This is a genomic window from Chitinophaga arvensicola, assembly GCF_900110835.1.
GTDB lineage: Bacteria > Bacteroidota > Bacteroidia > Chitinophagales > Chitinophagaceae > Chitinophaga > Chitinophaga arvensicola.
In genome coordinates this window covers 1,835,271-1,857,661 of sequence record NZ_FOJG01000001.1, presented here as the reverse complement: position 1 = coordinate 1,857,661, position 22,391 = coordinate 1,835,271, and the positions used below count along the sequence as shown (strand labels likewise).

Here is a 22,391-nt window from a genome sequence, read left to right as displayed (position 1 = left end):
ACCCCGCGATACGTATTTGCTAGTCTTTTTTACCAATTACTACGGCGCCCACCATTGCACTGAGGAACAGGATGCTGCTCACCTCAAAAGGCACCACATATTGTTTGAATAAAAGCATACCCAGGTTTTTGATCAACCCGATATCAGTCGATTCTGCACTCAAAGCAGGCATGCTGGCATCCCGGAGGGCAGCCACCAATACCACCAGTAAAGCACCTCCGCTGATCGCTCCCGCATACTTCAACCAGTTGCGTTTCTGCGGTTCCAGCTCCGCATTCAGGTTCATCAGCATCAGCACGTACAGGAACAATACCATGATAGCACCTGCGTACACAATGATATGTACTACCGCCAGGAACTGGGCGTTCATCATGATATAATGCCCGGCTATGGTAAAGAAGGTGATGATCAGGCACAGAACGCTCGTCACAGGATTCTTACTCAATACCACTCCCAACGCTGATACCAGCGCCACGACCGACAACACCATGAAAATTATTTGTTGTATACTCATTCCCATCTCTGCTATGTTTGACTATTATATTTTTAGCTAAATGTGCGCTGTGAATAATATTATTTACCCTCTTTCGGATGAGGAATCAGCAGATCATCTTTTCCGTAGATGAAGCCCTTACGCTGATAGTTTGCCGGAGCAAATGTTTCAGACATATACACCGCATCTTTAGGACAAGCTTCTTCACAAAAACCACAGAAAATGCAACGGAGCATATTGATCTCGTATTTCGCTGCGTATTTTTCTTCCCTGTACAGGTTTTCTTCTCCTTCTTTCCTTTCTGCCGCTTCCATGGTAATGGCTTCAGCAGGACAGGCAACTGCGCACAATCCGCAGGCAGTACATCTTTCACGTCCTTCTTCATCCCGGTTCAGTACATGTAATCCACGGAAAACCGGACTGAAATCACGCTTCTTTTCAGGAAAAGCAATGGTGGCTTTCTTTTGAAAGAGGTGCTTGAAAGTGATACCCATACCTTTTGCAATAGCAGGGATGTACATCTTCTCAGCGAGTGTCATCGGCCGGCGGTCTACTGCTTTTGCCCTGTTAGTTAATGCTTGCATAATGAATGCTTTATATTAATGCACACGTTCTGTGTGTATGTAATCAGATAATAATTATTGTTGACGAGCCAGTATTAATGCTCCTGTGATCAGCATATTGAACAATGCCAATGGAATCATAATTTTCCAACCCAGACGCATCAGCTGATCATAACGGAATCTCGGAACTGTCCAACGTACCCACATAAAGAAGAATATGAAGAACAGCGTTTTAATAAACAAGGCCAGGAATCCGAGGATAGTTACGATGTTCGGATCCAGTCCGAGACTATCCATCCACGGGAAAGCATAACCACCGAAATACATGGTAGCGATCAGAGCAGAACTGATAAACATATTGATATACTCCGCGAACAGGAAGAAACCCAGTTTCATGGAAGAATACTCCAGGTGATAACCACCATTCAACTCATTCTCCGCTTCCGGTAAGTCGAACGGGGCACGGTTACATTCTGCAAAAGCGCATATCAGGAAGATAAAAAAGCCTAATGGCTGATATACTACGTTCCATAAACCATGGCGTTGCTGCTCCACGATATCTTTCAGGCTCAGGGAACCGGTCAGCATCAGTAATGCGATCAGGGCCAGTCCCATTGGCAATTCGTAGGAAATGATCTGGGAAGCTGCACGCACAGAAGCCAGCAGGGAGAATTTGTTATTCGAAGCCCAGCCACCGATCATAATTCCATACACACCCATACTCACTACACCGAAAATGAAGAGGATCCCGATGTTCACATCTGCAATCTGGAGCGACACAGGACGGCCGGCAATTACCAGGGTATCACCCCATGGGATAACGGCGCTGGTCATACAGGCTACCAACATCGCGATGGAAGGACCGAGAATAAAAAGGAAACGGTTGGAAGTAGAAGGAATGATCTCTTCTTTAAAGAAGAGTTTACCACCATCTGCCAGCGGTTGCAGTAAGCCCATGAAACCGGCGCGGTTGGGACCGAAACGATCCTGGATCCACGCGGCCACCTTTCTTTCACCCCAGGTGGAATACATGGCTACTACCAATGAAAGTACCAATACACCTGATATCAGGAGTACCTTTTCAATTATAAAAAACCAATCTATGCTTAATAAGGTCATACTTACACGTAATTACGAATGTTACTTCTTAAAATCATCAGAGTGAGCCGGGCCGTCGATCTTCGACAGATCTATTTCAGGTCTGTTTACCTGGCTTTCCGTGTGAATATCAAACAACAGTCTTGGCTGTCTTCCGTCTAATACATCAACCAGCGGATCTTTAGGTTTTACGGTATTCACGTAATGACCCTGGGAAATAACGCTGTTACGTTCAATTTTGCGTGGTCCTTCGATGATCCAGTCTTTCGCTTCTTTCTTTTCAAAGCGGCAGGTATCACAGATAAAGTTTTCCACTTCACCGTATTTGTCCTTGCGGGCAGTTACGCGGAATACTTCATCACCGCGCATCCACAATACGGTTTTACCGCAGCATTTGGGATTTTCACAGTCGCGGTGCGCATCTACCGGTTTCAGGAACCATACACGGTTTTTGAAACGGAAGGTCTGATCGGTTAAAGCGCCTACCGGGCAAACATCGATGACGTTACCAATGAAGTCGTTGTCGAGCGACTGGGAAATGTAAGTGCTGATTTCAGAAGCATCACCACGGCCCAGCATACCATGTTCGCGTTTCTCTGTGAGCTGATCAGCTGTGTACACGCAGCGGTAGCAAAGGATGCAGCGCGTCATGTGCAGCTTGATATGATCACCGAGATCTACTTTATCAAAAGTTCTGCGTTTGAATTCGTAACGGGTACTGTCGGCGCCGTGCTCATAGCTCAGATCCTGCAGGTGGCATTCTCCGGCCTGATCACAAACCGGGCAATCCAGCGGGTGATTGAGCAGCAGGAATTCCACCACGCCTTTACGTGCGTCCAGCACTTCCGGAGAAGTGATGTTGGCTACTTCCATACCATCCATCACGGTAGTACGGCAGCTGGCTACCAGTTTAGGCATCGGGCGCGGATCGGCATCGGAACCTTTGGATACTTTTACCAGGCAGGTACGGCATTTACCACCGCTACCCTGCAGTTTGGAATAGTAACACATGGCCGGCGGCACTACCTCTCCTCCTATCTTCCGGGCCGCATTCAGTATGGTTGTACCGGGTTCCACCTCTACAGAGATGTTATCGATTTTAACCTTAAATAATTTTATTTCCTCCGCCATCTTAATATCTTTTGTGCTCGCGGGGAGCAACGTTTATTTTATATATTGATTCGTTAATTCAGTATATGCGTTCCCGTTACACTGCGGCAGGAGCCGGTGCTGGTAATGGGTCTGCGTAGTGAGCCAGACCAAAGTTACGGGTCTGTGATTCCTGCGGATTAGCCACGTGCCATTCGAATTCATCGCGGAAGTGACGGATCGCAGCAGCAACCGGCCATGCAGCGGCATCGCCGAGCGGGCAGATCGTGTTTCCTTCTATCTTACGCTGAATATCCCACAGTAAATCGATGTCGCTCATTTTACCTTTACCGTTCTCGATGTTCTGCAATACTTTCTTCATCCAACCAGTACCTTCACGGCAAGGGCTGCACTGACCACAGCTTTCGTGGTGGTAGAAGCGTGCGAAAGTGAGGGTATTACGAACAATACACTGGTCTTCATCCATCACGATAAAGCCACCGGAACCCAGCATAGAACCTGTTGCAAAGCCGCCATCAGCTAAGCTTTCATAGGTCATCATACGGGTTTCCCCTTTTGCCGTTTTCAGCAACAGGTTAGCCGGTAACACCGGAACGGAAGAACCGCCGGGGATACAGGCTTTAAGACGTTTGTTATTTTTGATACCTCCGCAATATTCGTCGGAATAAATAAATTCTTCTACGGAGATGTTCATTTCGATCTCGTACACACCCGGTTTGTTGATGTTACCGCAGGCAGAGATCAGTTTGGTGCCGGTAGATTTGCCGGTACCATATTTAATATATTCGTCGCCGCCGATGTTCACGATAGGTACTACAGCTGCGAGTGTTTCTACGTTGTTTACCACGGTAGGAGACTGCCATAATCCTTTTACCGCCGGGAATGGTGGCTTGATACGTGGATTACCGCGTTTGCCTTCCAGCGATTCTATCAGGGCTGTTTCTTCACCACAGATATAAGCGCCTGCACCGCGTTGTACATATATTTCGAGGTCGAAGCCGGTACCCAGGATATTTTTTCCCAGCCAGCCTTTATTTTTTGCTTCTGCAATAGCCTGTTCCAGGATTTCCGGAATCCAGGCGTATTCACCACGGATGTAGATGTAGCAACTGTTAGCGCCGAGCGTAAAACTGGAGATGAGTAATCCTTCTATGAGGAGGTGGGGGATAAATTCCATCAGGTAGCGGTCTTTGAACGTACCTGGTTCGGATTCATCCGCATTACAAACCAGGTAGCGCGGAACGCCTTCCGGTTTGGCAATGAAACTCCATTTTAAACCGGTAGGGAAACCCGCACCGCCACGACCTCTCAGGCCGCTCTTCTTCACTTCATCCAGTACGCCTTCCGGTCCGAGGGTTTTCAGCGCTTTTTCAGCTGCAGCATAACCGCCGTTGCTCCGGTAGGTATCATAATACCGGATGCCTTCAATATGTGCTTTATCTAACAGTAATTTGCGTCCCATTGTCTTCCTTATGGTGTAATGTTACCGGGATACCCGGTCCCATTATCAGATTTTTGTGTATATCTTTTATGCCTTACGTATGCCGTGTTGCGAAATGCGTTCTGCCAGTCTGTAAAACAGGATGCCGGCACTAACACCACAAATAAAGGAAACAAACCAGTTATCAACTCCCCATATAGCTGTGAGTAACCCCATCAGCAACATGCCTTCCACGATCTGTAGTTTGTGGCGTTGATACATTTCCCTTAAACGTATCATCAGATTGTTTTTCGGATGCATCAGTTTGCGTTTGCTTTAGATCTGCATTCTGCGATGATTTCATCTACTTTCGCTGGTGTCAGGTGTTCGCGGTAATGCTTGCCCAATTGCATCATCGGAGCATAACCACAGGCACCGAGGCACTCTACCGTTTTAAGGGTAAACAGCCCATCAGCGGTAGTTTCACCTACGCCAATACCCAGTTTGTTTTTTATGTAATCAATGATCTGATCAGAACCACTCACCATGCATGGGCCTGTCTGGCATACCTCGAATAAGTAGGTACCCACTGGTTTCAGGTTAAACATGCTATAGAAAGTAGCTACTTCGTACACTTCAATGGATTTCAGTTGCAGCAAAGACGCTACGTAGTCCATTGTTTCTGCACTCAGCCATCCACCAAATGCTTCCTGAGCCAGGTGCAACACCGGTATCAAAGCACTCTTCTGCTTCCCTTCCGGGTAGCGTGCAATGATTTCTTTTACTTTATTCAGTTTCTCTTCAGAAAATTGAACCACAGCCATTATTTTATTCAGCTTTAATCTTCGTAATATTCAATAGATGCGACTTAAGCATCCAGCTCACCAGCAATCAGGTTCAGGCTACTCATACACACAATCGCATCACTCAGCATGCCGCCCTGTACCAGTTCTGCATATGCCTGGTAGTAAATGAAGCAGGGACGACGGAAATGCAGTCTGTAAGGACTACGGCCACCATCGCTGATCAGGTAAAAACCAAGCTCTCCGTTCGCGCCTTCTACAGCGTTGTACACTTCACCCGGCAGCATATCCGCTTCACCCATCACTATTTTAAAGTGATAAATGAGTGCTTCCATTTTTGTATAAACATCCTGTTTTTCAGGCAGGTAATAAGCAGGTACATCTGCGTGATAAACATCCGCAGGCAGGCTTTTCAGCTTATCCATCGCCTGACGGATAATGCTGAGACTTTCCCACATTTCAGCGTTACGCACCTGGAAACGGTCGTAACTATCGCCGGTAGTACCTACCGGAATGGAGAAGTCGAAATCCTGGTAAGAAGAATAAGGATTGGCTACGCGTACATCGTAATCCACACCAGCTGCGCGCAGGTTAGGACCAGTGAAACCGTAGCTGAGCGCTCTTTCTGCAGAGATAGCACCTACGCCCTGGGTACGTTCCATAAAGATACGGTTACGTGTAAGCAGGGTTTCAAACTCTTTCAGTACAGCAGGATACTCATTGAGGAAACGCTCAATTTTCGCAAAAGCAGCAGGCGTGAAATTTCTTTCAAAACCACCGATACGACCAATATTGGTGGTCAGACGGGAGCCGCAGATTTCCTCGTATATTTCGTAGATAAGTTCACGGTAGGTCATCACGTACACGAAACCGGTTAATGCACCGGTATCTACTCCCATTACGGAGCTACAGATCAGGTGATCCGCAATACGCGCCAGCTCCATGATAATAACACGCAGGTAATCCACTCTTTTAGGCATTTCCAGGCCCAGGAGTTTCTCTACGGTCAGTATCCAGCCCATATTATTGATAGGGGCGGAGCAGTAGTTCAGACGATCTGTCAGTGGTGTAATCTGGTAATAAGGACGGCGCTCTGCGATCTTCTCAAAAGCACGGTGAATATACCCTACGGTAGAAACAGCGCTCACAATACGTTCGCCATCGATTTCCAGAATGTTCTGAAATACGCCATGTGTGGCCGGGTGAGTAGGACCCAGGTTGAGCGTGGTCGTATCTTTTTCTATAGAGCCTTCCGGCAGTTTTATATGTTGTTTCTGATCTAACATAACCTGGTTGTATTAAACGTTTCCTCCCCTTCCAAACATCTCGTCATCTTTATCAATACGCATAGAATCTTCCAGCGGGAATTCCTTTCTCATCGGGAAATAGGTCATTTCATCCACATTCAGTACGCGTATCAGGTTGGGATGTCCTACAAAGTTGATCCCAAAGAAGTCGTAAGTTTCGCGTTCCATCCAGTTGGCGGATTCATACAGCTTGGTAGCAGTAAAAACATCCGGTTGGGCTACTGGTGCGAAAACTTTCAGACGGAGCCTGATATTGTCCTGCAGGTTATGCAGGTGATATACTACTGCCAGTTCTTCGTTTTTTCTTTCAGGATAATGCACCGCAGTGATATCCGTTAAAAAACGAAAACGCAACTCCTCATCATCAAACAGGAATTGCATTACTTTCAGGTTATAATCTTTCTGAGCGGTGAGGGTAAGCAGCCCAAACGGCTCCTCAAAGCCGGTTAGCACATCTCCAAACTTCTCCGTCAGGCGTTGCTGTATGCGTTCGTTTGTTAAAGACATTAACAATTTGAAATTTACGATTTACAATTAACCATTCACCCTCCTTACTTGATACCGTAAGACTCCATCAGTTCTTGATACCTGTCGGAGTTACGGCGGCGGAGACTTTCCTGGCCTACCAGGGCCTGTATTTTCATAAAGCCATCGATGATACCTTCTGGTCTTGGAGGACATCCAGGCACATACACATCTACCGGAATTACCTGGTCAATACCCTGTAATACAGAATAAGTATCAAAAATACCACCGCTGGAAGCGCAGGCACCTACAGCCATTACCCAGCGTGGTTCTGCCATCTGCAGATATACCTGGCGTACAATAGGCCCCATTTTCTTGGAGATGGTACCCATTACCATGAGCAAATCACACTGACGGGGCGTAAAAGCCATACGTTCTGCCCCGAAACGGGCCATATCGTAGGTAGCCGCCATCGTAGCCATGAACTCAATACCACAGCAGGAGGTAGCAAATGGTAAAGGCCAGATGGAGTTTTTACGCGCCAGGCCTATTACCTTATCAAAAGAGGTGGCATAAAATCCTTCACCGGAATATCCCTCAGGGATCTCCACCATCTTCACCTTATTATTATATTGAACCGGACGAGCCATTGGATCTGTTTTAAAGAGTTAATATTAATCTTCCCACTTTAATGCACCTTTCTTCGTGATGTAGATAAATCCACACAAAAAGAAGCCCACAAACATCAGCACAGCCATAAATCCTTCCCAACCCAATTCTCTGAAATTAACAGCATAAGGGTAGAAAAAGATTACTTCCACATCAAATAACACGAAAAGAATAGCGGTCAGAAAGTACTTAATGGCTACCGGCTGGCGGGCATTGCCCTTTTGCTCGATACCACTTTCAAAGTTAATAAGCTTATCGCTGGTTTTGCGTTTAGGACCTAAAAAGTGAGTAGCTAACATCGTGATCCCAACGAAACCTAGAGCAGCAATTAATTGCAGTACTATAGGGAAATAGCTAAAAGGAGTAGTCGTTGCTGACAAAAATACCGTTTCTGTATACATAAGCTTCCCGATAAAAACGTTGTCCGAATGCGCAAAAATACTGTAAGTTGGCCAAATATCAAATCTATTAGGAGGTAAAATATTATCTTTTTTCACCAACCGGAAACTAAAAAACCTCCTGTTGGTACAGGAGGTTCTTGATAAGAAGACGCTTTTCAGCGATTATTTCTTGTTCTGAGCCGGTTTGGCAGCTGGTTTAGCTGGTTTGTCACGGGCAGCCATATTTTCGGTGATCTGCTTCACAGAGATATTATTAGGATCGATAGCAGTCAGTTTATCTGCATAAACCTTAACATTTGCTTTATCTTCCTTGAAATAGTAGTATAACAGCTCGTAAGTGTAAGCGTTGATCAATGTAGTTCTGTTTTTGGCAACATCACCTTCTGACATTTCTATGTATTTGTCATAGAATGGCTTAGCCACACCGGCCTGGGCCTGCTGGTCTTTCGCAAAATTGCTCTGACCTCTCCAGTAGTAACCGGTTCCAAGGTCTGGTTTCACTTCGATTACCTTCTGGAACGCGCTGTCCGCTCTGTTCAACAGGGTAGTATCGATAGGTTTAACCGTTACAGCACCGTAGTAATAGTTGATACCTACGTTGAAGTAGTCAATTGCCTGCAGTTGCTCTTTATTGGCGAGGCTTACATCATTTGCTTTTGAATACCATTCAGCAGCAGCAGTGTAATTTTTAGCTGCTTTCAACTGATCAGCAATCTGGATAAAGGTTTCCGGATCTTTAGCGGTAATAGAACCGGCATATTTTTCCAGGTAAGCCAGTGCTTTGGTACTGTATTGGTTTTGCGTGGCAGAATCGCTGGATTTCAGACGCATGTAGATGGTGCTCAACAGCTTGTAGTCGTTGGAATCCAGTTTGGACTCACCCGCTTTAGCCGCATATTCATCCATTACCTTCTGTGCATTCAGGGAATCACCTTTCTGCAGGTAAGCATCACCAATGAGGAGGCTCAGCTTATTCTGATAGAATTCGTTGGCGCCTGGCAGGGTAGCCTGACCTTTGCTGATCGCGTTGTCATAGTCTTTCTTAAAGAAAGAGATGTAAGCGGACAGGTACTGGGTCTTGGTTTTATCTGCCGGATCTGCTACTGCCATGTATTTTTCCAGGTAAGTAGCGGCGTTATCCCAGGATAACTGATCTTTTTTAGGCGTAATATAGAAGTTAAACAGCTCGTAGTAAGCAGGACCATAGTTAGGATCCATGTTGGTAGCCTTGGTATAGTCGGCCACTGCTTCTGCTTTCAGTCTGGCGTTGTAGTTCACCAAACCTTGTTTCATTACTGCTTCAGCATTGTTGGCGTCCAGTTCCAGCGCCTTTTCATAGGTAGTAATGGCTTTACCACCATTTTCACCACCTAAGAAGCGGTAGGCATCTCCCAACTCGATATAATCGGCAGCAATAGGAGTATATTGTTCTTTTTTCTTACGGCCTTCGTTGTTCAGGAGTTTTTCCATCACAGTGAGTGCGTAAGCGCGGTCGCCACCTTTGATTTCGCTGCTTGCGTCAGCGATAGCGCGGGCAACATCACCATCGCGGCCCTGAGTGGCAGCGCTGGCGGCTTCAAATTTCTGTTTGGCAGCGGCGGCGTTGCCGTTGATCAGATCAATACGGCCCATACCAACCTGCAGTAAAGCAGAGGTAGGTACTGCCTGTAAACCTTTCTGGAAGGTAGCAGCAGCGCCTGCAGCATCATCCAGTCCGAGCTGTGCTATACCGAGGTAATAATACGCTTTGTCTTCCGTAGGCTTTGCTGCGATCACTTTCTCTAAATTCTGCTTGGCAGACAGATACTTACCATAATACAGGTCTTTCAGTCCGTCCTCCACAGATTGGGCCATCACACCGCTGGAGGCGGCGCAAAGCAATGCTACGATTAAACTTTTCCGTTTGTTCATGCAATCTGGTTTTTTAGTTTTAGTTGTGTTTTTTTACTACTTAAGGTTGGCTTCTCTGAATACTACATTCAATCTCGCCGGGAATAAACGGAACTGCTTCATTACAAGCTGCCCTTCATAACTTCCGAGGAATGTGGCAAATCCGCTGCCAAGACCATGATATGGCTCTTTCAGGCAATAAAAGAAGCCACGTTTTAACGGATAGGTGCCAATACCAATATATGCCTGGTATGGTTTAACAAATTCTGAACCATTGTCTGCCCTTAGTCTTACCACAGATACCTGATTTGTAAATGCCATAGACAATGAATCATTAGGATCAGAGATCCAGCTAACACCTATCACACCAATCGCGTCTTTGTTTTTTGTTACGTAATCCACCACTTCCGGGTTGGTTTTAGCAGCCATTGTGTTTGTTGGCAGAGGCTTTCCCTTGTTGATGGAGTCCATGATATATCGCACCGTGCTTGAGTTGGCATTGTCAAACACCAGTTGCCATTTCCTGTCTTTGTTCGTGCCGTCCATGATACCGCGTACCTGTTCCATATTCAGTACAGAATCCGGGTTGCTCTTGTTTACCACCAGAGCAAGTGCATCCCAGGCAAGTAAAAGGCTGTTAGGCGTAATTTTAATCTGCTTGAAGTATTCACGCTCCTGCTGGTTGAAATCGCGGGTAACGATCACCAAACGGGCACTATCATTTAAAAGATCTTTAAAGCAATCAGCCTCCGGTTTGTAGGTAGGAATGATATGCGTTTTCGGGTACAGTGATTGAAAAACCTTTATTTCCGAATCCATCAGTGGCTTATACGTTTCATCCACACTGATGTGGATGGTGCCCTCTGTGGCTGTATCCAGTTTTTTCGCATTTGGATTGTCGCCGCAAGCGGCCATCATCAAAGTAATTGCTGATAAATATACAGCATTCATTTTTTTCAAACTGAAAAACATATCACACCTCTTTAGTTCCTGTTAAAAAAAAGTTTCCTGATTCCATTGTAAACCCTAAAGAGGCCGTAGGCTATTAAAACCGCACCAACAATACTCATCATCTGTGGTGAAATCCTGAATTCCCCGAATCCGAGCTTTTCCGCAAAAATTGCGAATAAGCCGAAAAGAATAAAGAATACTCCCCTGATCAGCTCACCCATTGGCCGATACCTGTTTTCCTGTCGTCTGCTGGTTTGTTCTTCGTGTGTTTCCATGTTGCGAATTACAATTATACAAAAAATAATTTTTTAATCGGGTAAAGAGAATTTTAGAGGATTGTTAAAAAACTGACCTAAAACCGCACTCTTTTGCTTGTCCAGCCGCAATTTGAGGCATTTTTTCAACATGTTGTTATTTTTTGATTTAAAATTTCGTCATTTACTGCATCTTATAATTTGCGGCAAATACTCCTTTATAAGTAAAAAATACCCACTTTTTCCCTCCCATTTGCATTAAAAGATGCAAATGGGTGCACATTTCCATAATATCTTGTAGGTTTGCGGCCTGATATTGAAATATTCATCCGCATGAAGATATTGATGGTTTGCCTGGGCAATATTTGCCGCTCTCCCCTCGCAGAAGGGATTATGAGGCACCTGGCAGCAACAAGGGGACTCAACTGGGAAATTGACTCCGCCGGTACCGGCAACTGGCATGTAGGCCACGCACCGGACCACCGCTCTGTAAAAGAAGCCAGGAAAAACGGTGTCGATATCTCTGGGTTACGCGGCCGGCAATTTCAGGTCGCCGATTTTGATGCGTTCGACCGCATCTACGTCATGGACCGGAACAATTACGCCGACGTAATCAGACAGGCCCGCAACGCAGCAGATAAAGCCAAAGTGCATTACCTGCTCCCGGAACAACAGGAAGTACCAGACCCCTGGTTTGATGACGCCCTGTTTACACCCGTCTATAAAATGATTTTTGAGGCCTGTGAAAACATCGCAGACCAGCCACTGTAAAACTTTTAATAATTTTTTGAGATGATAAAGCCCGGCATTCCTAAAGGTACCCGCGATTTTGGCCCCGTGGTAGTCAGAAAACGTAATTATATCTTCCAGACCATCCGCGAAACCTTTGAAGTATTCGGTTTCCAACCACTGGAAACACCCGCCATGGAGAATTTATCCACACTGACCGGGAAATACGGGGAAGAAGGGGATAAACTGATCTTTAAGATCCTGGATAACGGAGAAATCTTTGAACGCGCCCAGCAGGCAAAAGACAGCCGGGAACTTGCTTCTCTTATCAGTGAGAAAGCGTTACGTTATGACCTCACCATTCCTTTTGCCAGATACGTAGTAATGAACCAGCATGAACTGGCATTACCCTTCAAAAGATACCAGATGCAACCGGTTTGGAGAGGCGACAGACCTGCAAAAGGACGTTATCGCGAGTTTTACCAGTGCGATGCAGACGTGGTAGGCAGCAATTCTTTATTAAATGAAGTAGAACTGTTACTCATCTACGATACCGTATTTACCAAATTAGGGATGCAGGGTTATGAACTCCGCATCAATAACCGGAAGATACTGGCCGCATTGGCAGAATTGGTAGGAAAACCCGAACTGCTCACAGATATCACTATTTCCATCGACAAACTGGATAAGATTGGAATGGACGGTGTTAAGGGAGAGCTGCGGGACCGGGGCTTGTCCGAAGCTGATATTACCATCATTGAAAACTTTCTCGGAATCCAGGGCGATAACAAATCCGTATTGGAACAGCTGCGCCAACTGTTTGCAGCCTCCGAAACTGGCAAAAAAGGAATTGAAGAACTGGATTTTGTACTGCATTCCGGGTATACCTCATTCAACACCACTCCTATTCTCGATCTTACGCTGGCACGTGGGCTCAATTATTACACGGGACTGATCGTCGAAGTAAAAGCCCCTGCCTCCGTGAAAATGGGCAGCATCGGCGGCGGCGGACGATACGATGACCTCACCGGCCTCTTTGGCCTGCCTGGTATTTCCGGCGTAGGTATCTCCTTCGGTGTAGACCGCATCTACGACGTACTCGAAGAACTGAAATTATTCCCGCAAACTGCCCAGCAGTCTACCCGCGTATTATTCCTGAACCTCGGTGAAGCCAGCGCCCGCGCTGCTTTTGGCTATATGATGCAATTACGCGCACAGGGAATCCCTGCCGAGTTATTTCATGAATCAGCCAAAATGGATAAGCAAATGAAATATGCCGACAAACGGGCCATTCCATTCGTCATCATCCTGGGAGAGTCTGAACTGCAGGAAGGACTGGTAAGCGTTAAAAATCTCACGACAGGAAAGCAGGAAAAGATCCCCGCTGATGCCCTGGTGAATTATACTTTCTGATAAAAAAACTACTTCATAAAAAAAGCGTGACGCCCTGAGGCATCACGCTTTTTTTATGCACACCAACAGAATAGTTTAATACCCCGGTTGCTGCAACAGATTTGGATTCTTCCGTATTTCTGCTGCCGGTAGCGGCGCAAAATATTGTTTCACCGGGAAAGAACGCTCCTGGATACTGATCGGGCTATATTTAAAAGGATGCCCCGCTACAGTAGAACCACGTACTTCAATCCCGATTGCATTGCTTCCGAATACTACGGGCGCATCTTTCCAACGGCGGGCATCAAAGAAACGATGCTCTTCATAAGCCAGTTCATATCTCCTTTCATACTTCAATGCAGCTTTTAAAGCAGCACCGGAAACCGTTATTTCAGGCATCCCCGCACGGGTACGTACCATATTCAACACATCCCTGCCGCCACTTTCATCGCCCGACCAGATACTGGCTTCTGCATAGTTGAGCAATACTTCTGCATAACGCATAAATACCCAGCTCTGATCGCCATTGAAGAACTGCGCATCCAGATTGATGTCCATGAACTTCCGCAGATAGTAACCGGAGAAAGTACCATTCCAGTTTTCAATAGTGCTCTTGCGCGTATCCAATCCGTCGATGCTGTCTTTACCGGGCACTTCGTATTTACCGGTCTGAATAAGGCCAATAGGATCCACCTGTGCCGCATCAGAAGGACGGGCTTTCCATTTGGCACCATCATACAGAATGGTGGCGTAGAAACGCGGATCACGGTTCAGATAAGGCGCCTTTGCTTCTGCCGCATTACTCCAGGAAAATTCAGAACCATCTTTCATCTGGTAACCGGTCACAAAGTTTTCCAATGGTACATTTCCACCCCAGTTATGATAACCGTTAGGCCCGTTGTACTTATCGTGCTGCGTACCCTGCAATGCTTTGTCGTACTGCTTGATGAAAATAAGCTCCTTGTTACCTTTGTCGAGGAATACGCGGGAATAGTTTTCTGCCGCGGAGTCTGTAGGATGATGCAGTTCATACTGTTTCATATCCATCACCGCCTTCGCAGCATTTTTAGCGAGCGTCATACGTGCCTGCTGACCGGCGGTCTTATATCCTATCAGCTCATTGCTCACGCCATCAAATAAATCACTGGCGGCAAACAGTAAGATCCTGGACTTCAGCGCCAGCGCCGCACCTTTGGTAACACGGCCATTGCTGGCGGCATCTGAGTAAGTAACAGGCAGCAGTTGCGCAGCATCATCACATTCTTTAGCGATGAAATTGACACATTCTTCGAAAGTAGCCCGCTTTATGCTGAGGATTTCCTGCTCATCGCCTTTAACGGCAAACGTTTTGGTGATTAACGGCACCCCGCCATAATATCTCACCAGCATATGATAATACCAGGCACGCATAAAATGCACTTCTCCTGTTAAACGGTCGCGCAGATCCTGGGCGATGTCTACATCCTTGATCTTTTCCAGGAACAGGTTACAGTTACGGATTTCCTTATAGTGATTGTCCCAGCGGGAGAAATCATTCAATGCCCCCAGATCTTCCGGGGTCATATTACCGTTTACTACCCTGGAAGTGTTTTTATCATGGATAAACTGGCTTTCATCCGACATGGAAGACAACATTGTTTCTTCAAACCCCGAACGCGTTTGTACATACAGGTCATTCACAAATGCCTGTATCAATCCTTTGTCCTTCCATACATCTGATTCTTCGTAGGAAGTCAGTGGTTTTCTTTCCAGGAAATCCTTATTGCAGGCGGACGCTGCACATAACAGGAAAGCGCCGGCTATATATTTAAATACGATTTTTTTTCTCATGGCTGTTAAATTAGAAGGTAACTTTTACGCCCACATTGTAAATCTTGGTTTGTGGATAGAACTGACCGCTGCCCTGTGGCGCTTCCGGATCAAAGATTTTCACTTTGTCGAATGTCAGCAGATTTTGTCCGCTCACATACACGCGCAGGTTTTGTAATCCATAACGTCTGCATAATGTTTCCGGCACATTGTAACCAAGATCCAGTGTTTTCAGACGCACATAACTGGTGTTCCAGAACCAAAAGGTATTCTGACGGCCTACCCAATATTCTCTATCGCGGTCAAATGCACGGGGCCAGGAAGCACTGGTATTCTTTTCTGTCCAGCGATCTTCTACATACGCCATCGGGAAGTTGCCGATCAATCCGGATTCTGTACGCAGGTACTGACTGGCGCCACCGGCGCCCTGCCACAGCATAGTGATATCAAAGTTGCTGTATTTGGCATTGAGGGTTAAACCATAGATCCAGGTTGGATTTTCTGTACGGTTCACGCGGATTTTATCCAGGTCATCTATCTTTCCGTCACCGTTAACATCCGCGAAAATAATATCTCCTGGTCTTGCTTCATTGAGGTGCGGTGTATTCTTCACCTGTTCTGCATCTTTATAAATACCAATTGCCTGGTAGTATAAAGGTGCATCAATCTGTTTGCCGGTAGATTGCTGCCAGGCCGGTACATTAGGCGTTTCATCCCAATACAGGATCCTGTTCTGCGCATGGGTAACGGTACCGGTTACTTCGTAATGGAACTTGCGGATATCATTTTTATGACGCAGTACCAGTTCGAATCCTTTATTTTCTACGCGGCCGATGTTTTCCTGTGGAAGCGTCATACCGGTATAAGCAGGTACAGAAAGACTGCGACTTACAAGGATGTTGGAACGGCGGGTCAGGAAGTAGTCACCTTCGAAGGTTAACTTATCTCCCAGCAATCCGGCCTCAATACCCACATCATAGTTATTCGCTACTTCCCAGGTAATTTGCGGATTCGGGGAACGTAACTGATAAATCGCCTTGTTCAGATCGCCGCCCAGCATCACTCCCTGTGCACTGAAACCATAGGTACTCAGGTACTGGAAGGGATCGATCTGGTCATTACCCATTTGTCCCCATGCTGCACGAATCTTGAAATAATTAACAGCGCGGATGCTTTGTTTCCAGAAGTTCTCATTAGACAATACCCAACCGGCAGAAGCTCCGGGGAAGGCGCCCATTCTACGTCCGGCAGGAAAATTCTGCGAGCCGTCGTAACGCAGGTTGAAGTCGAACAGGTACGTTTCTTTAAAATTATACGATATACGCCCGAAGTAATTACGACGATAAAATTCTGCGGCGGTACCGTTGTTATTTTTTTCTTTATCACCACCGAGATTAAGCAGGTCCAGTTTATCACTGATATAATACTTGCGGAAGGCGCCGAATGTATCTGCTCTCATCGATGCCTGTTCAAAGGCTACAAAGGTGCTGAGGTTGTGTTTACCAAAAGAACGTACATAATTCAGTTTCACGTTATACGTGAGCTGTTGTACTGAGTTAAAGTTCTGTGTAAACTCAGGTGCGCTAACGCCCCTGGAACCCGGATTCAGTTTATGGCTGGGATCATTCACATCTGCCAGTGTGTATAATGTCCAGGGCTTGATAAATGATTTATAGACATCAAAATTCTGGTCATAGGCAAAGCTTCCATCTACCGACAAACCAGTTACCCATGGTATGTTTACAATAGCCGCTACATCAGTATTGATCACATAGTTTTTATCATTCGTATATCCAATAGCGTTAGTACCCGTTACCACCGGGTTATCTCCGTATTCGATATCCGGACCGGGTAATCCATTGGGCCAGATCGCATTTTCTGTAGGACGGCCGCGCATCAGGGATCTGAAGATAGATCCTGCGCTACGTGGCGGATAGTTACGGTTTTCAAGGCGTCCTGCGAGGTTAAACTTCAGTTTGATATTGTCGTTCACATTTGCATCGAGGTTAGCCCGCACGCTTTGTTGCTTGTATTTATTGGCGCTGCTTTTATAGATCCCGTCCTGGAAGAGGGTACCAATAGATACATAATAGAGCATTTTTTCATTACCACCGCTGAGTGATAAGTCGTGCCTGTTTTGCAGGGAGATTTTCTTTATGGCGGCATCGTACCAGTCGGTATTGGGGTAGAGCCATGGATCGGAGCCATCTCCGAATTTCTTGATTTCTTCCGGCGTGTATTTAGCCGGTTGTCCACCGTATGCATTGATCTCATTCACTACCTGGGCATAGGTTTGCGCGTCTGCCATTTTGGGTAAACGGGTAGGTGTTACAAACGACTGGTTAAAGCCGTACGTCACAGTGGGCTTACCTATTTTACCTCTTTTTGTGTTGATGAGAATAACACCGTTGGCCGCGCGGGAACCGTAGATGGCCGCAGCGGCATCTTTCAATACGGAAACGCTTTCGATGTCGTTACCATTGATACGTTCAAAGCCAACGCGGGGGAAACCATCGATAACAACCAGTGGATTATTGTTGCCCAATGTACTCCGGCCACGAACAAAAATTCGGGAGTTATCATTTCCGGGTTCACCGCTGTTGTTGATGGCAATCACCCCGGGGACACGCCCTACCAGGGCATTTGAAACGTTTACGTTGGGAGATTGCTGTAGTTCGGCGCCTTTTACGGAAGAAACCGCGCCGGTTTTTGTGACTTTCTTCTGTGTACCATAACCTACTACCACATATTCATCCAGCACTTTCTGGCTTTCGCCCATTGTTAGATTAAGACTGGTTTTTCCCTCCAGCTTCACTTCCTGGCTATCGAAGCCGATGTACTGGAATATCAGTACGGCATCTTTCTTTACATCTGTGAGAACATAATTGCCGCTGGCATCTGTGGCAGCGCCTTTCGGAGTATCTTTAACGCGTACAGTTACGCCGGGTAACGGATTGCCGTTGGCATCTTTTACTTTACCCTTAACAGTAATATTATTTTGTTGCCAAATGCCGGGCATGGGGGCGCTGGCAGAAGCAAAGTTCGTGTTGGTTGCAAACAGACATAGCAATAGCAATGCCTTTGCATAACGTGGGTTCATGCTACAAGTGATTTTGGTTTATTAATATAGTTTCGGCTAGACTAGATTTTCATGTTCTTAGTTTAGAATTTAAAGCAACAGGTTACAACCAATGCCAGTACGCGTGAGCTGGTCATTGATACTTTGTGTTTATTGATTCGATGTTAGATTTGATTAGCTTTTTTCTTGTTCTTATTTTGTTAACACACAAGGCCACAGATACGATTAAGCTATCAGCAATAGTTGTGATTTAGTTTTTCAGTTTTCAGGAATTTTTACATAACGTCTAACGGGTATTCAATGAATGTAAGTTATCTACAAAACAGTTAATTATTTTCTAAAAATAAATGTACCATTTACAATTATTTTCAAATTTTCTATCGCAAACGGCAATAATTGTCATTTTTACTTTTTTGGGTAATAAAGAAGCGAAGGGAAAATAAGGTATGCATAGTCGTATGGCCATAACAGTGGTCCCCAGGGAGTTGCTCTTGTCTAAAGTCTTCATTAGCAAGATATAGTAACGAAAAAGGGCTGATCAACTGTATGTTGATCAGCCCTTTCGTATGATATCTGTTTATTTACTTCGCGTGACGTTTAGCAAACTCCGCTTTTGCTTCTTCCAGGTATTTCACGAACGCATCTACGTTCTCCTTCGGATCATAGCCATAACCTTTATTCACCAGTGCTTTGCCTTCCAGGTCAACCGGAATATAATAAGGCTGGGAATTACGGTTAAAATGAGTGATCTCAATATCCTGGTTCAGGTTACCGATATTCTTTACTTTTTCACCGGTAGTTTTAGACACATATTGTGCGGTGTCTGCCAGCAGTGTTTTCTCATCGGTATAAAGAGACGCCACGATAAAATCATTACGCAGGATCTTCATTACTTCCGGAGCAGATAACACTGATTTTTCAAACTTACGGCAGTTAACGCAGGTATGTCCTGTGAAATCGAGCATGAGTGGTTTCTTTGCTTCTTTAGCTGCAGCCAGTGCTTCTTCATAATCAAAGAAAACGTTCTCCACACCCGGGATTTCCGAATGCAGGATATCCACCAGCTTCTTGGGCTTTATGGTATTGGCATTGCCGGCACCATTACCAGCATTACCACCGCCGCCGCCACTTTCCAGTGAAGCCTGGATATTGATCAGTGATTTATTCAGGTTAAAGTCCTGGGAACCTTCGTGTGGCAGGAATCCGCTGATTCCTTTCAACGGCGCGCCCCACATACCAGGCACCATGTACACCACAAAAGTGAATGTAGCAATGGCAAAACAGAGCCTTGTTACGGTTAAGAAAGGTACATCACTGTCGTGGCTCAACTTCAGCTTACCTATCAGGTACAGCGTGAGTAAAGCAAAGATGGCGATCCAGAGTGCCAGGAAGATCTCTCTGTCCAGCAGGTTCCAGTGATAAGCCATATCCACATTGGAGAGGAATTTCAGCGCCAGCGCCAGTTCCAGGAAACCGAGGGTTACCTTCACTGCGTTGAGCCAGCCACCGGATTTACCGATCTTATTCAGCAAACTTGGGAACAAGGCAAATAAGGAGAATGGTATAGCCAGTGCCAGCGAGAAACCAAACATACCTACCAGCGGTCCGGAGTTACCTCCTTTGGCCGCCAGTACCAGCAGGTTACCCAAAATAGGACCAGTGCAGGAGAAAGACACAATAGCCAGTGTAAGCGCCATAAAGAAGATCCCCACCATGCTGCCCATGCCGGCTTTGGAATCAGATACATTCGCCCAGGAGCTGGGTAAGCTGATTTCAAAGGCTCCCAGGAAGGAGAACCCGAACAACAGGAAGATGATAAAGAAGATCATATTGGCGATACCATTGCTGGCCAGCGAATTCAATGCACTCGCACCAAATACTTTAGTAATGATGAAACCCAGCAAGGTATAGATCACAATGATAGACAAGGAATACATAAACGCATTCTTGATACCTTGTGCCCTGGTCTGGCTACGCTTGGTAAAGAAGCTCACGGTAATAGGAATCATGGAGAACACGCAGGGTGTAATCAATGCAATGAAACCACCACCAAAGCTGGCGATGAAGATCCACCATAACGACTTGTTAGAGGCGTCATCATCTGCTACATCATTCTTTACATCAGCGCCTGGCGCAGGAGCTGCGGCTTCAGTTTTCGCTGTTTCGGCAGGCACCGGGTCTCCGATAGTAACACTGAAAGTAGTTTCTTCAGGAACCGCGTCTTCACCTTTCAGCACCATGTAAGTAATGGTACCCTTCAGTTTCTCAACAGGTCCGGTTACTTTTACATCAGCCAGTAATTCTACTTCGTTCTTAAAGTACTTAATCTCCAGGTTATCGAATAAAGGCTCCTTACGATTTTCCAGTTTACCATTTTCCTGGATACCGGTAATCGTTGCTTTAACGGTACTGTCGAGTGCTACCCTTGTATTAGGATCATCATTTCCCATGGTAGTGGAAAAGATCAACCAGTTTTTTGCTATCGTACCCTTCAGGTGCAGTACATATTCCTGCTCACTTTTTTTGTCAGCTGAAAACTCCCATTTCACATGGTTAGGGCCGGCGTCCTGCGCGGTTGCTTTCAATGCAAACAGGGCAAAGACGGGTATTAAAAATGAAAGCAAATGCTTCATATAGTCAATAGGCTTTAAATAATATAAATCTGAGAAAACAAGAAACGAGTTCCTTTTGAGGAACTCGTTTTGCGAGTATTGTTATCAGTTACCGGATTCAATTTATTTTCCTCCAACACTTACTGCAAATTCCACTTCTTTAGGAGGCAAACACTGGTGATCATCGCACACCATGTATTCTACGCTACCTTTCACTTTTGTAGCAGCTTTACCTTTTACGGTTACTTTCTGCACAAAATTTACGGTGTTCTCGTAGTATTTCAGTTCTGAGTTGAAGTTCTTGTCGAATGACTTATGCAGTTTACCTACTTCTTCCACTTTGCCGGTAGTTACCGCGAGTGGATTTTTGGTGAATTTGAAGGCAGTTGGTACCGGGCCTTCTCCAGCTTCCTGTGCGTATACATGCCAGCCTGCATCAATAGTAGCAGTAGCGTGTACTTCGTAGGTAGTGGCATTCACTTTCTTAGCGGTAAAGCTCCATTTTACCGGATTCTCTATCTGCGCACTTGCCAGAATGGGCAAGGCGAATAAAGCCAGTGCTGTTAATAATTTTTTCATGCTTTTCTTTTTAATTGGTTGGTTGATTTAATCTATTAATTGTTATTGATCAGACTTTGTAAAATCAGCTGACCATCAGTATTACCCAAAGCGAGGCTGGTAGCTCTTTCTGGGTGAGGCATCATACCAAAAACATTTCTTGCTTTGTTACAGATGCCTGCTATGTTACGGATGGCGCCGTTATGGTTAGCAGTTTCAATAATGTTGCCAAATTCATCGCAGTAGCGGAATAATACCTGGTTGTTCTTAAACAGTTCATCCAGGGTAGCATCGTCTGCATAGTAACGGCCTTCTCCATGAGCAATAGGAATCATCAGCGGTCTGCCGGCTACATCTTTTGTCAGGGAAGCAGTGGTATTTTCACTTTTCAGGTATACGTTTTTGCAGATGAACTGCTGATGCTGGTTCTGTAATAATACGCCTGGCAGCAGTCCTGCTTCGCATAATACCTGGAAACCATTACAAACACCAATTACACGGCCACCTTTGTTGGCAAATTCAATCACACTCTGCATCATTGGACTAAACTTCGCAATAGCACCGCAGCGCAGGTAATCACCAAAAGAAAAACCACCCGGTAATACGATACAGTCTTCTGTGCTGAATGCGCTCAGGTCTTTATCCTTATGCCACAGTTCTATAACTTCCTGTCCCAGGTCGTTACGCAGGGAATCAATCATATCATGATCACAATTAGAACCGGGAAAGGTGACAACGCCAAATTTCATCTGAAAATGTTTTGTGTTTATGTGTAAATAATGCTTTAA

At 45.6% G+C, this 22,391-nt stretch carries 21 protein-coding genes; 2 read left to right on the top strand and 19 right to left on the bottom strand.

All coding sequences use genetic code 11. From position 1 onward, the window contains the following. Positions 1-19: 19 nt before the first annotated feature. The 14 genes from BMW79_RS07955 to BMW79_RS07890 all read right to left on the bottom strand — a co-directional run bounded on the left by BMW79_RS07955 (position 20) and on the right by BMW79_RS07890 (position 11,445). The gene (locus BMW79_RS07955; RefSeq protein WP_089896824.1) at positions 20-514 is read right to left on the bottom strand and encodes an NADH-quinone oxidoreductase subunit J family protein; all 495 of its coding nucleotides are present in this window, start codon (positions 512-514) and stop codon (positions 20-22) included. A 59-nt stretch (positions 515-573) separates the two neighbouring features. Next, positions 574-1,077, bottom strand: a complete 504-nt coding sequence (gene nuoI / locus BMW79_RS07950) for an NADH-quinone oxidoreductase subunit NuoI (RefSeq protein ID WP_089892887.1) — start codon at positions 1,075-1,077, stop codon at positions 574-576. Between the two features lie 54 nt (positions 1,078-1,131). Next, positions 1,132-2,175: an NADH-quinone oxidoreductase subunit NuoH gene (gene nuoH, locus BMW79_RS07945; protein WP_177192077.1), complete on the bottom strand. Its 1,044-nt coding sequence runs from the start codon at positions 2,173-2,175 to the stop codon at positions 1,132-1,134. A gap of 21 nt (positions 2,176-2,196) precedes the next feature. Beyond that, the gene (locus BMW79_RS07940) at positions 2,197-3,285 is read right to left on the bottom strand and encodes a 2Fe-2S iron-sulfur cluster-binding protein (protein WP_089892884.1); all 1,089 of its coding nucleotides are present in this window, start codon (positions 3,283-3,285) and stop codon (positions 2,197-2,199) included. Between the two features lie 76 nt (positions 3,286-3,361). Then, positions 3,362-4,726, bottom strand: a complete 1,365-nt coding sequence (gene nuoF, locus BMW79_RS07935; RefSeq protein ID WP_089892881.1) for an NADH-quinone oxidoreductase subunit NuoF — start codon at positions 4,724-4,726, stop codon at positions 3,362-3,364. A gap of 66 nt (positions 4,727-4,792) precedes the next feature. Next, positions 4,793-4,984 carry a hypothetical protein gene (locus BMW79_RS07930; RefSeq protein ID WP_143059108.1) on the bottom strand — a complete coding sequence of 64 codons (192 nt, stop codon included), beginning with the start codon at positions 4,982-4,984 and terminating at the stop codon, positions 4,793-4,795. Positions 4,985-5,004: 20 nt separating this feature from the next. Then, positions 5,005-5,508 (bottom strand): NADH-quinone oxidoreductase subunit NuoE family protein, encoded by a 504-nt coding sequence (locus BMW79_RS07925; RefSeq protein WP_089892874.1) that lies wholly within the window; start codon positions 5,506-5,508, stop codon positions 5,005-5,007. Between the two features lie 44 nt (positions 5,509-5,552). After that, a complete protein-coding gene (locus tag BMW79_RS07920; protein ID WP_089892871.1) occupies positions 5,553-6,773 on the bottom strand; it encodes an NADH-quinone oxidoreductase subunit D in 1,221 nt (406 codons plus the stop codon). Positions 6,774-6,785: 12 nt separating this feature from the next. Continuing rightward, positions 6,786-7,301, bottom strand: coding sequence for an NADH-quinone oxidoreductase subunit C (locus BMW79_RS07915; protein ID WP_089892868.1), 516 nt, complete (start codon positions 7,299-7,301; stop codon positions 6,786-6,788). A gap of 44 nt (positions 7,302-7,345) precedes the next feature. After that, positions 7,346-7,909, bottom strand: coding sequence for an NADH-quinone oxidoreductase subunit B (locus BMW79_RS07910; RefSeq protein WP_089892865.1), 564 nt, complete (start codon positions 7,907-7,909; stop codon positions 7,346-7,348). 24 nt (positions 7,910-7,933) lie between these two features. Then, positions 7,934-8,425, bottom strand: a complete 492-nt coding sequence (locus BMW79_RS07905) for an NADH-quinone oxidoreductase subunit A (protein WP_245752409.1) — start codon at positions 8,423-8,425, stop codon at positions 7,934-7,936. 66 nt (positions 8,426-8,491) lie between these two features. Further along, a complete protein-coding gene (locus BMW79_RS07900) occupies positions 8,492-10,240 on the bottom strand; it encodes a tetratricopeptide repeat protein (RefSeq protein ID WP_089892862.1) in 1,749 nt (582 codons plus the stop codon). A gap of 36 nt (positions 10,241-10,276) precedes the next feature. After that, positions 10,277-11,170: a substrate-binding domain-containing protein gene (locus BMW79_RS07895; protein WP_177192076.1), complete on the bottom strand. Its 894-nt coding sequence runs from the start codon at positions 11,168-11,170 to the stop codon at positions 10,277-10,279. 32 nt (positions 11,171-11,202) lie between these two features. Next, positions 11,203-11,445, bottom strand: a complete 243-nt coding sequence (locus BMW79_RS07890) for a DUF1206 domain-containing protein (RefSeq protein WP_089892856.1) — start codon at positions 11,443-11,445, stop codon at positions 11,203-11,205. Between the two features lie 312 nt (positions 11,446-11,757). On the opposite strand from BMW79_RS07890, the gene BMW79_RS07885 reads away from it, so the two are divergent. Together BMW79_RS07885 and hisS are read left to right on the top strand one after the other, a co-directional pair. Beyond that, a complete protein-coding gene (locus BMW79_RS07885) occupies positions 11,758-12,195 on the top strand; it encodes a low molecular weight protein-tyrosine-phosphatase (RefSeq protein WP_089892853.1) in 438 nt (145 codons plus the stop codon). Positions 12,196-12,216: 21 nt separating this feature from the next. Further along, positions 12,217-13,566 (top strand): histidine--tRNA ligase, encoded by a 1,350-nt coding sequence (hisS, locus tag BMW79_RS07880; protein WP_089892849.1) that lies wholly within the window; start codon positions 12,217-12,219, stop codon positions 13,564-13,566. 75 nt (positions 13,567-13,641) lie between these two features. Here hisS and BMW79_RS07875 read toward each other — a convergent pair whose 3' ends face one another. The 5 genes from BMW79_RS07875 to purQ all read right to left on the bottom strand — a co-directional run bounded on the left by BMW79_RS07875 (position 13,642) and on the right by purQ (position 22,352). After that, positions 13,642-15,375 carry a RagB/SusD family nutrient uptake outer membrane protein gene (locus tag BMW79_RS07875; protein WP_089892846.1) on the bottom strand — a complete coding sequence of 578 codons (1,734 nt, stop codon included), beginning with the start codon at positions 15,373-15,375 and terminating at the stop codon, positions 13,642-13,644. Positions 15,376-15,385: 10 nt separating this feature from the next. Further along, the gene (locus BMW79_RS07870; protein WP_089892842.1) at positions 15,386-18,454 is read right to left on the bottom strand and encodes a SusC/RagA family TonB-linked outer membrane protein; all 3,069 of its coding nucleotides are present in this window, start codon (positions 18,452-18,454) and stop codon (positions 15,386-15,388) included. A gap of 560 nt (positions 18,455-19,014) precedes the next feature. Then, positions 19,015-21,066: a protein-disulfide reductase DsbD family protein gene (locus BMW79_RS07865; protein WP_089892838.1), complete on the bottom strand. Its 2,052-nt coding sequence runs from the start codon at positions 21,064-21,066 to the stop codon at positions 19,015-19,017. 102 nt (positions 21,067-21,168) lie between these two features. Continuing rightward, positions 21,169-21,624 carry a protein-disulfide reductase DsbD domain-containing protein gene (locus BMW79_RS07860; RefSeq protein ID WP_089892835.1) on the bottom strand — a complete coding sequence of 152 codons (456 nt, stop codon included), beginning with the start codon at positions 21,622-21,624 and terminating at the stop codon, positions 21,169-21,171. A 35-nt stretch (positions 21,625-21,659) separates the two neighbouring features. Continuing rightward, positions 21,660-22,352: a phosphoribosylformylglycinamidine synthase subunit PurQ gene (purQ, locus tag BMW79_RS07855; protein WP_089892832.1), complete on the bottom strand. Its 693-nt coding sequence runs from the start codon at positions 22,350-22,352 to the stop codon at positions 21,660-21,662. Positions 22,353-22,391: the final 39 nt, after the last annotated feature.

Bases quoted from the DNA above. Each gene is read 5' to 3' on its own strand.
- BMW79_RS07915 (WP_089892868.1), bottom strand. From the start codon at position 7,301: ATGTCTTTAACAAACGAACGCATACAGCAACGCCTGACGGAGAAGTTT.
- BMW79_RS07910 (WP_089892865.1), bottom strand. From the start codon at position 7,909: ATGGCTCGTCCGGTTCAATATAATAATAAGGTGAAGATGGTGGAGATC.
- BMW79_RS07870 (WP_089892842.1), bottom strand. From the start codon at position 18,454: ATGAACCCACGTTATGCAAAGGCATTGCTATTGCTATGTCTGTTTGCA.
- BMW79_RS07955 (WP_089896824.1), bottom strand. From the start codon at position 514: ATGAGTATACAACAAATAATTTTCATGGTGTTGTCGGTCGTGGCGCTG.
- nuoF (WP_089892881.1), bottom strand. From the start codon at position 4,726: ATGGGACGCAAATTACTGTTAGATAAAGCACATATTGAAGGCATCCGG.
- BMW79_RS07890 (WP_089892856.1), bottom strand. From the start codon at position 11,445: ATGGAAACACACGAAGAACAAACCAGCAGACGACAGGAAAACAGGTAT.
- purQ (WP_089892832.1), bottom strand. From the start codon at position 22,352: ATGAAATTTGGCGTTGTCACCTTTCCCGGTTCTAATTGTGATCATGAT.
- BMW79_RS07940 (WP_089892884.1), bottom strand. From the start codon at position 3,285: ATGGCGGAGGAAATAAAATTATTTAAGGTTAAAATCGATAACATCTCT.
- BMW79_RS07930 (WP_143059108.1), bottom strand. From the start codon at position 4,984: ATGATACGTTTAAGGGAAATGTATCAACGCCACAAACTACAGATCGTG.
- BMW79_RS07895 (WP_177192076.1), bottom strand. From the start codon at position 11,170: ATGAATGCTGTATATTTATCAGCAATTACTTTGATGATGGCCGCTTGC.
- BMW79_RS07920 (WP_089892871.1), bottom strand. From the start codon at position 6,773: ATGTTAGATCAGAAACAACATATAAAACTGCCGGAAGGCTCTATAGAA.
- nuoI (WP_089892887.1), bottom strand. From the start codon at position 1,077: ATGCAAGCATTAACTAACAGGGCAAAAGCAGTAGACCGCCGGCCGATG.
- BMW79_RS07885 (WP_089892853.1), top strand. From the start codon at position 11,758: ATGAAGATATTGATGGTTTGCCTGGGCAATATTTGCCGCTCTCCCCTC.
- BMW79_RS07865 (WP_089892838.1), bottom strand. From the start codon at position 21,066: ATGAAGCATTTGCTTTCATTTTTAATACCCGTCTTTGCCCTGTTTGCA.
- BMW79_RS07875 (WP_089892846.1), bottom strand. From the start codon at position 15,375: ATGAGAAAAAAAATCGTATTTAAATATATAGCCGGCGCTTTCCTGTTA.
- BMW79_RS07860 (WP_089892835.1), bottom strand. From the start codon at position 21,624: ATGAAAAAATTATTAACAGCACTGGCTTTATTCGCCTTGCCCATTCTG.
- BMW79_RS07900 (WP_089892862.1), bottom strand. From the start codon at position 10,240: ATGAACAAACGGAAAAGTTTAATCGTAGCATTGCTTTGCGCCGCCTCC.
- BMW79_RS07925 (WP_089892874.1), bottom strand. From the start codon at position 5,508: ATGGCTGTGGTTCAATTTTCTGAAGAGAAACTGAATAAAGTAAAAGAA.
- nuoH (WP_177192077.1), bottom strand. From the start codon at position 2,175: ATGACCTTATTAAGCATAGATTGGTTTTTTATAATTGAAAAGGTACTC.
- hisS (WP_089892849.1), top strand. From the start codon at position 12,217: ATGATAAAGCCCGGCATTCCTAAAGGTACCCGCGATTTTGGCCCCGTG.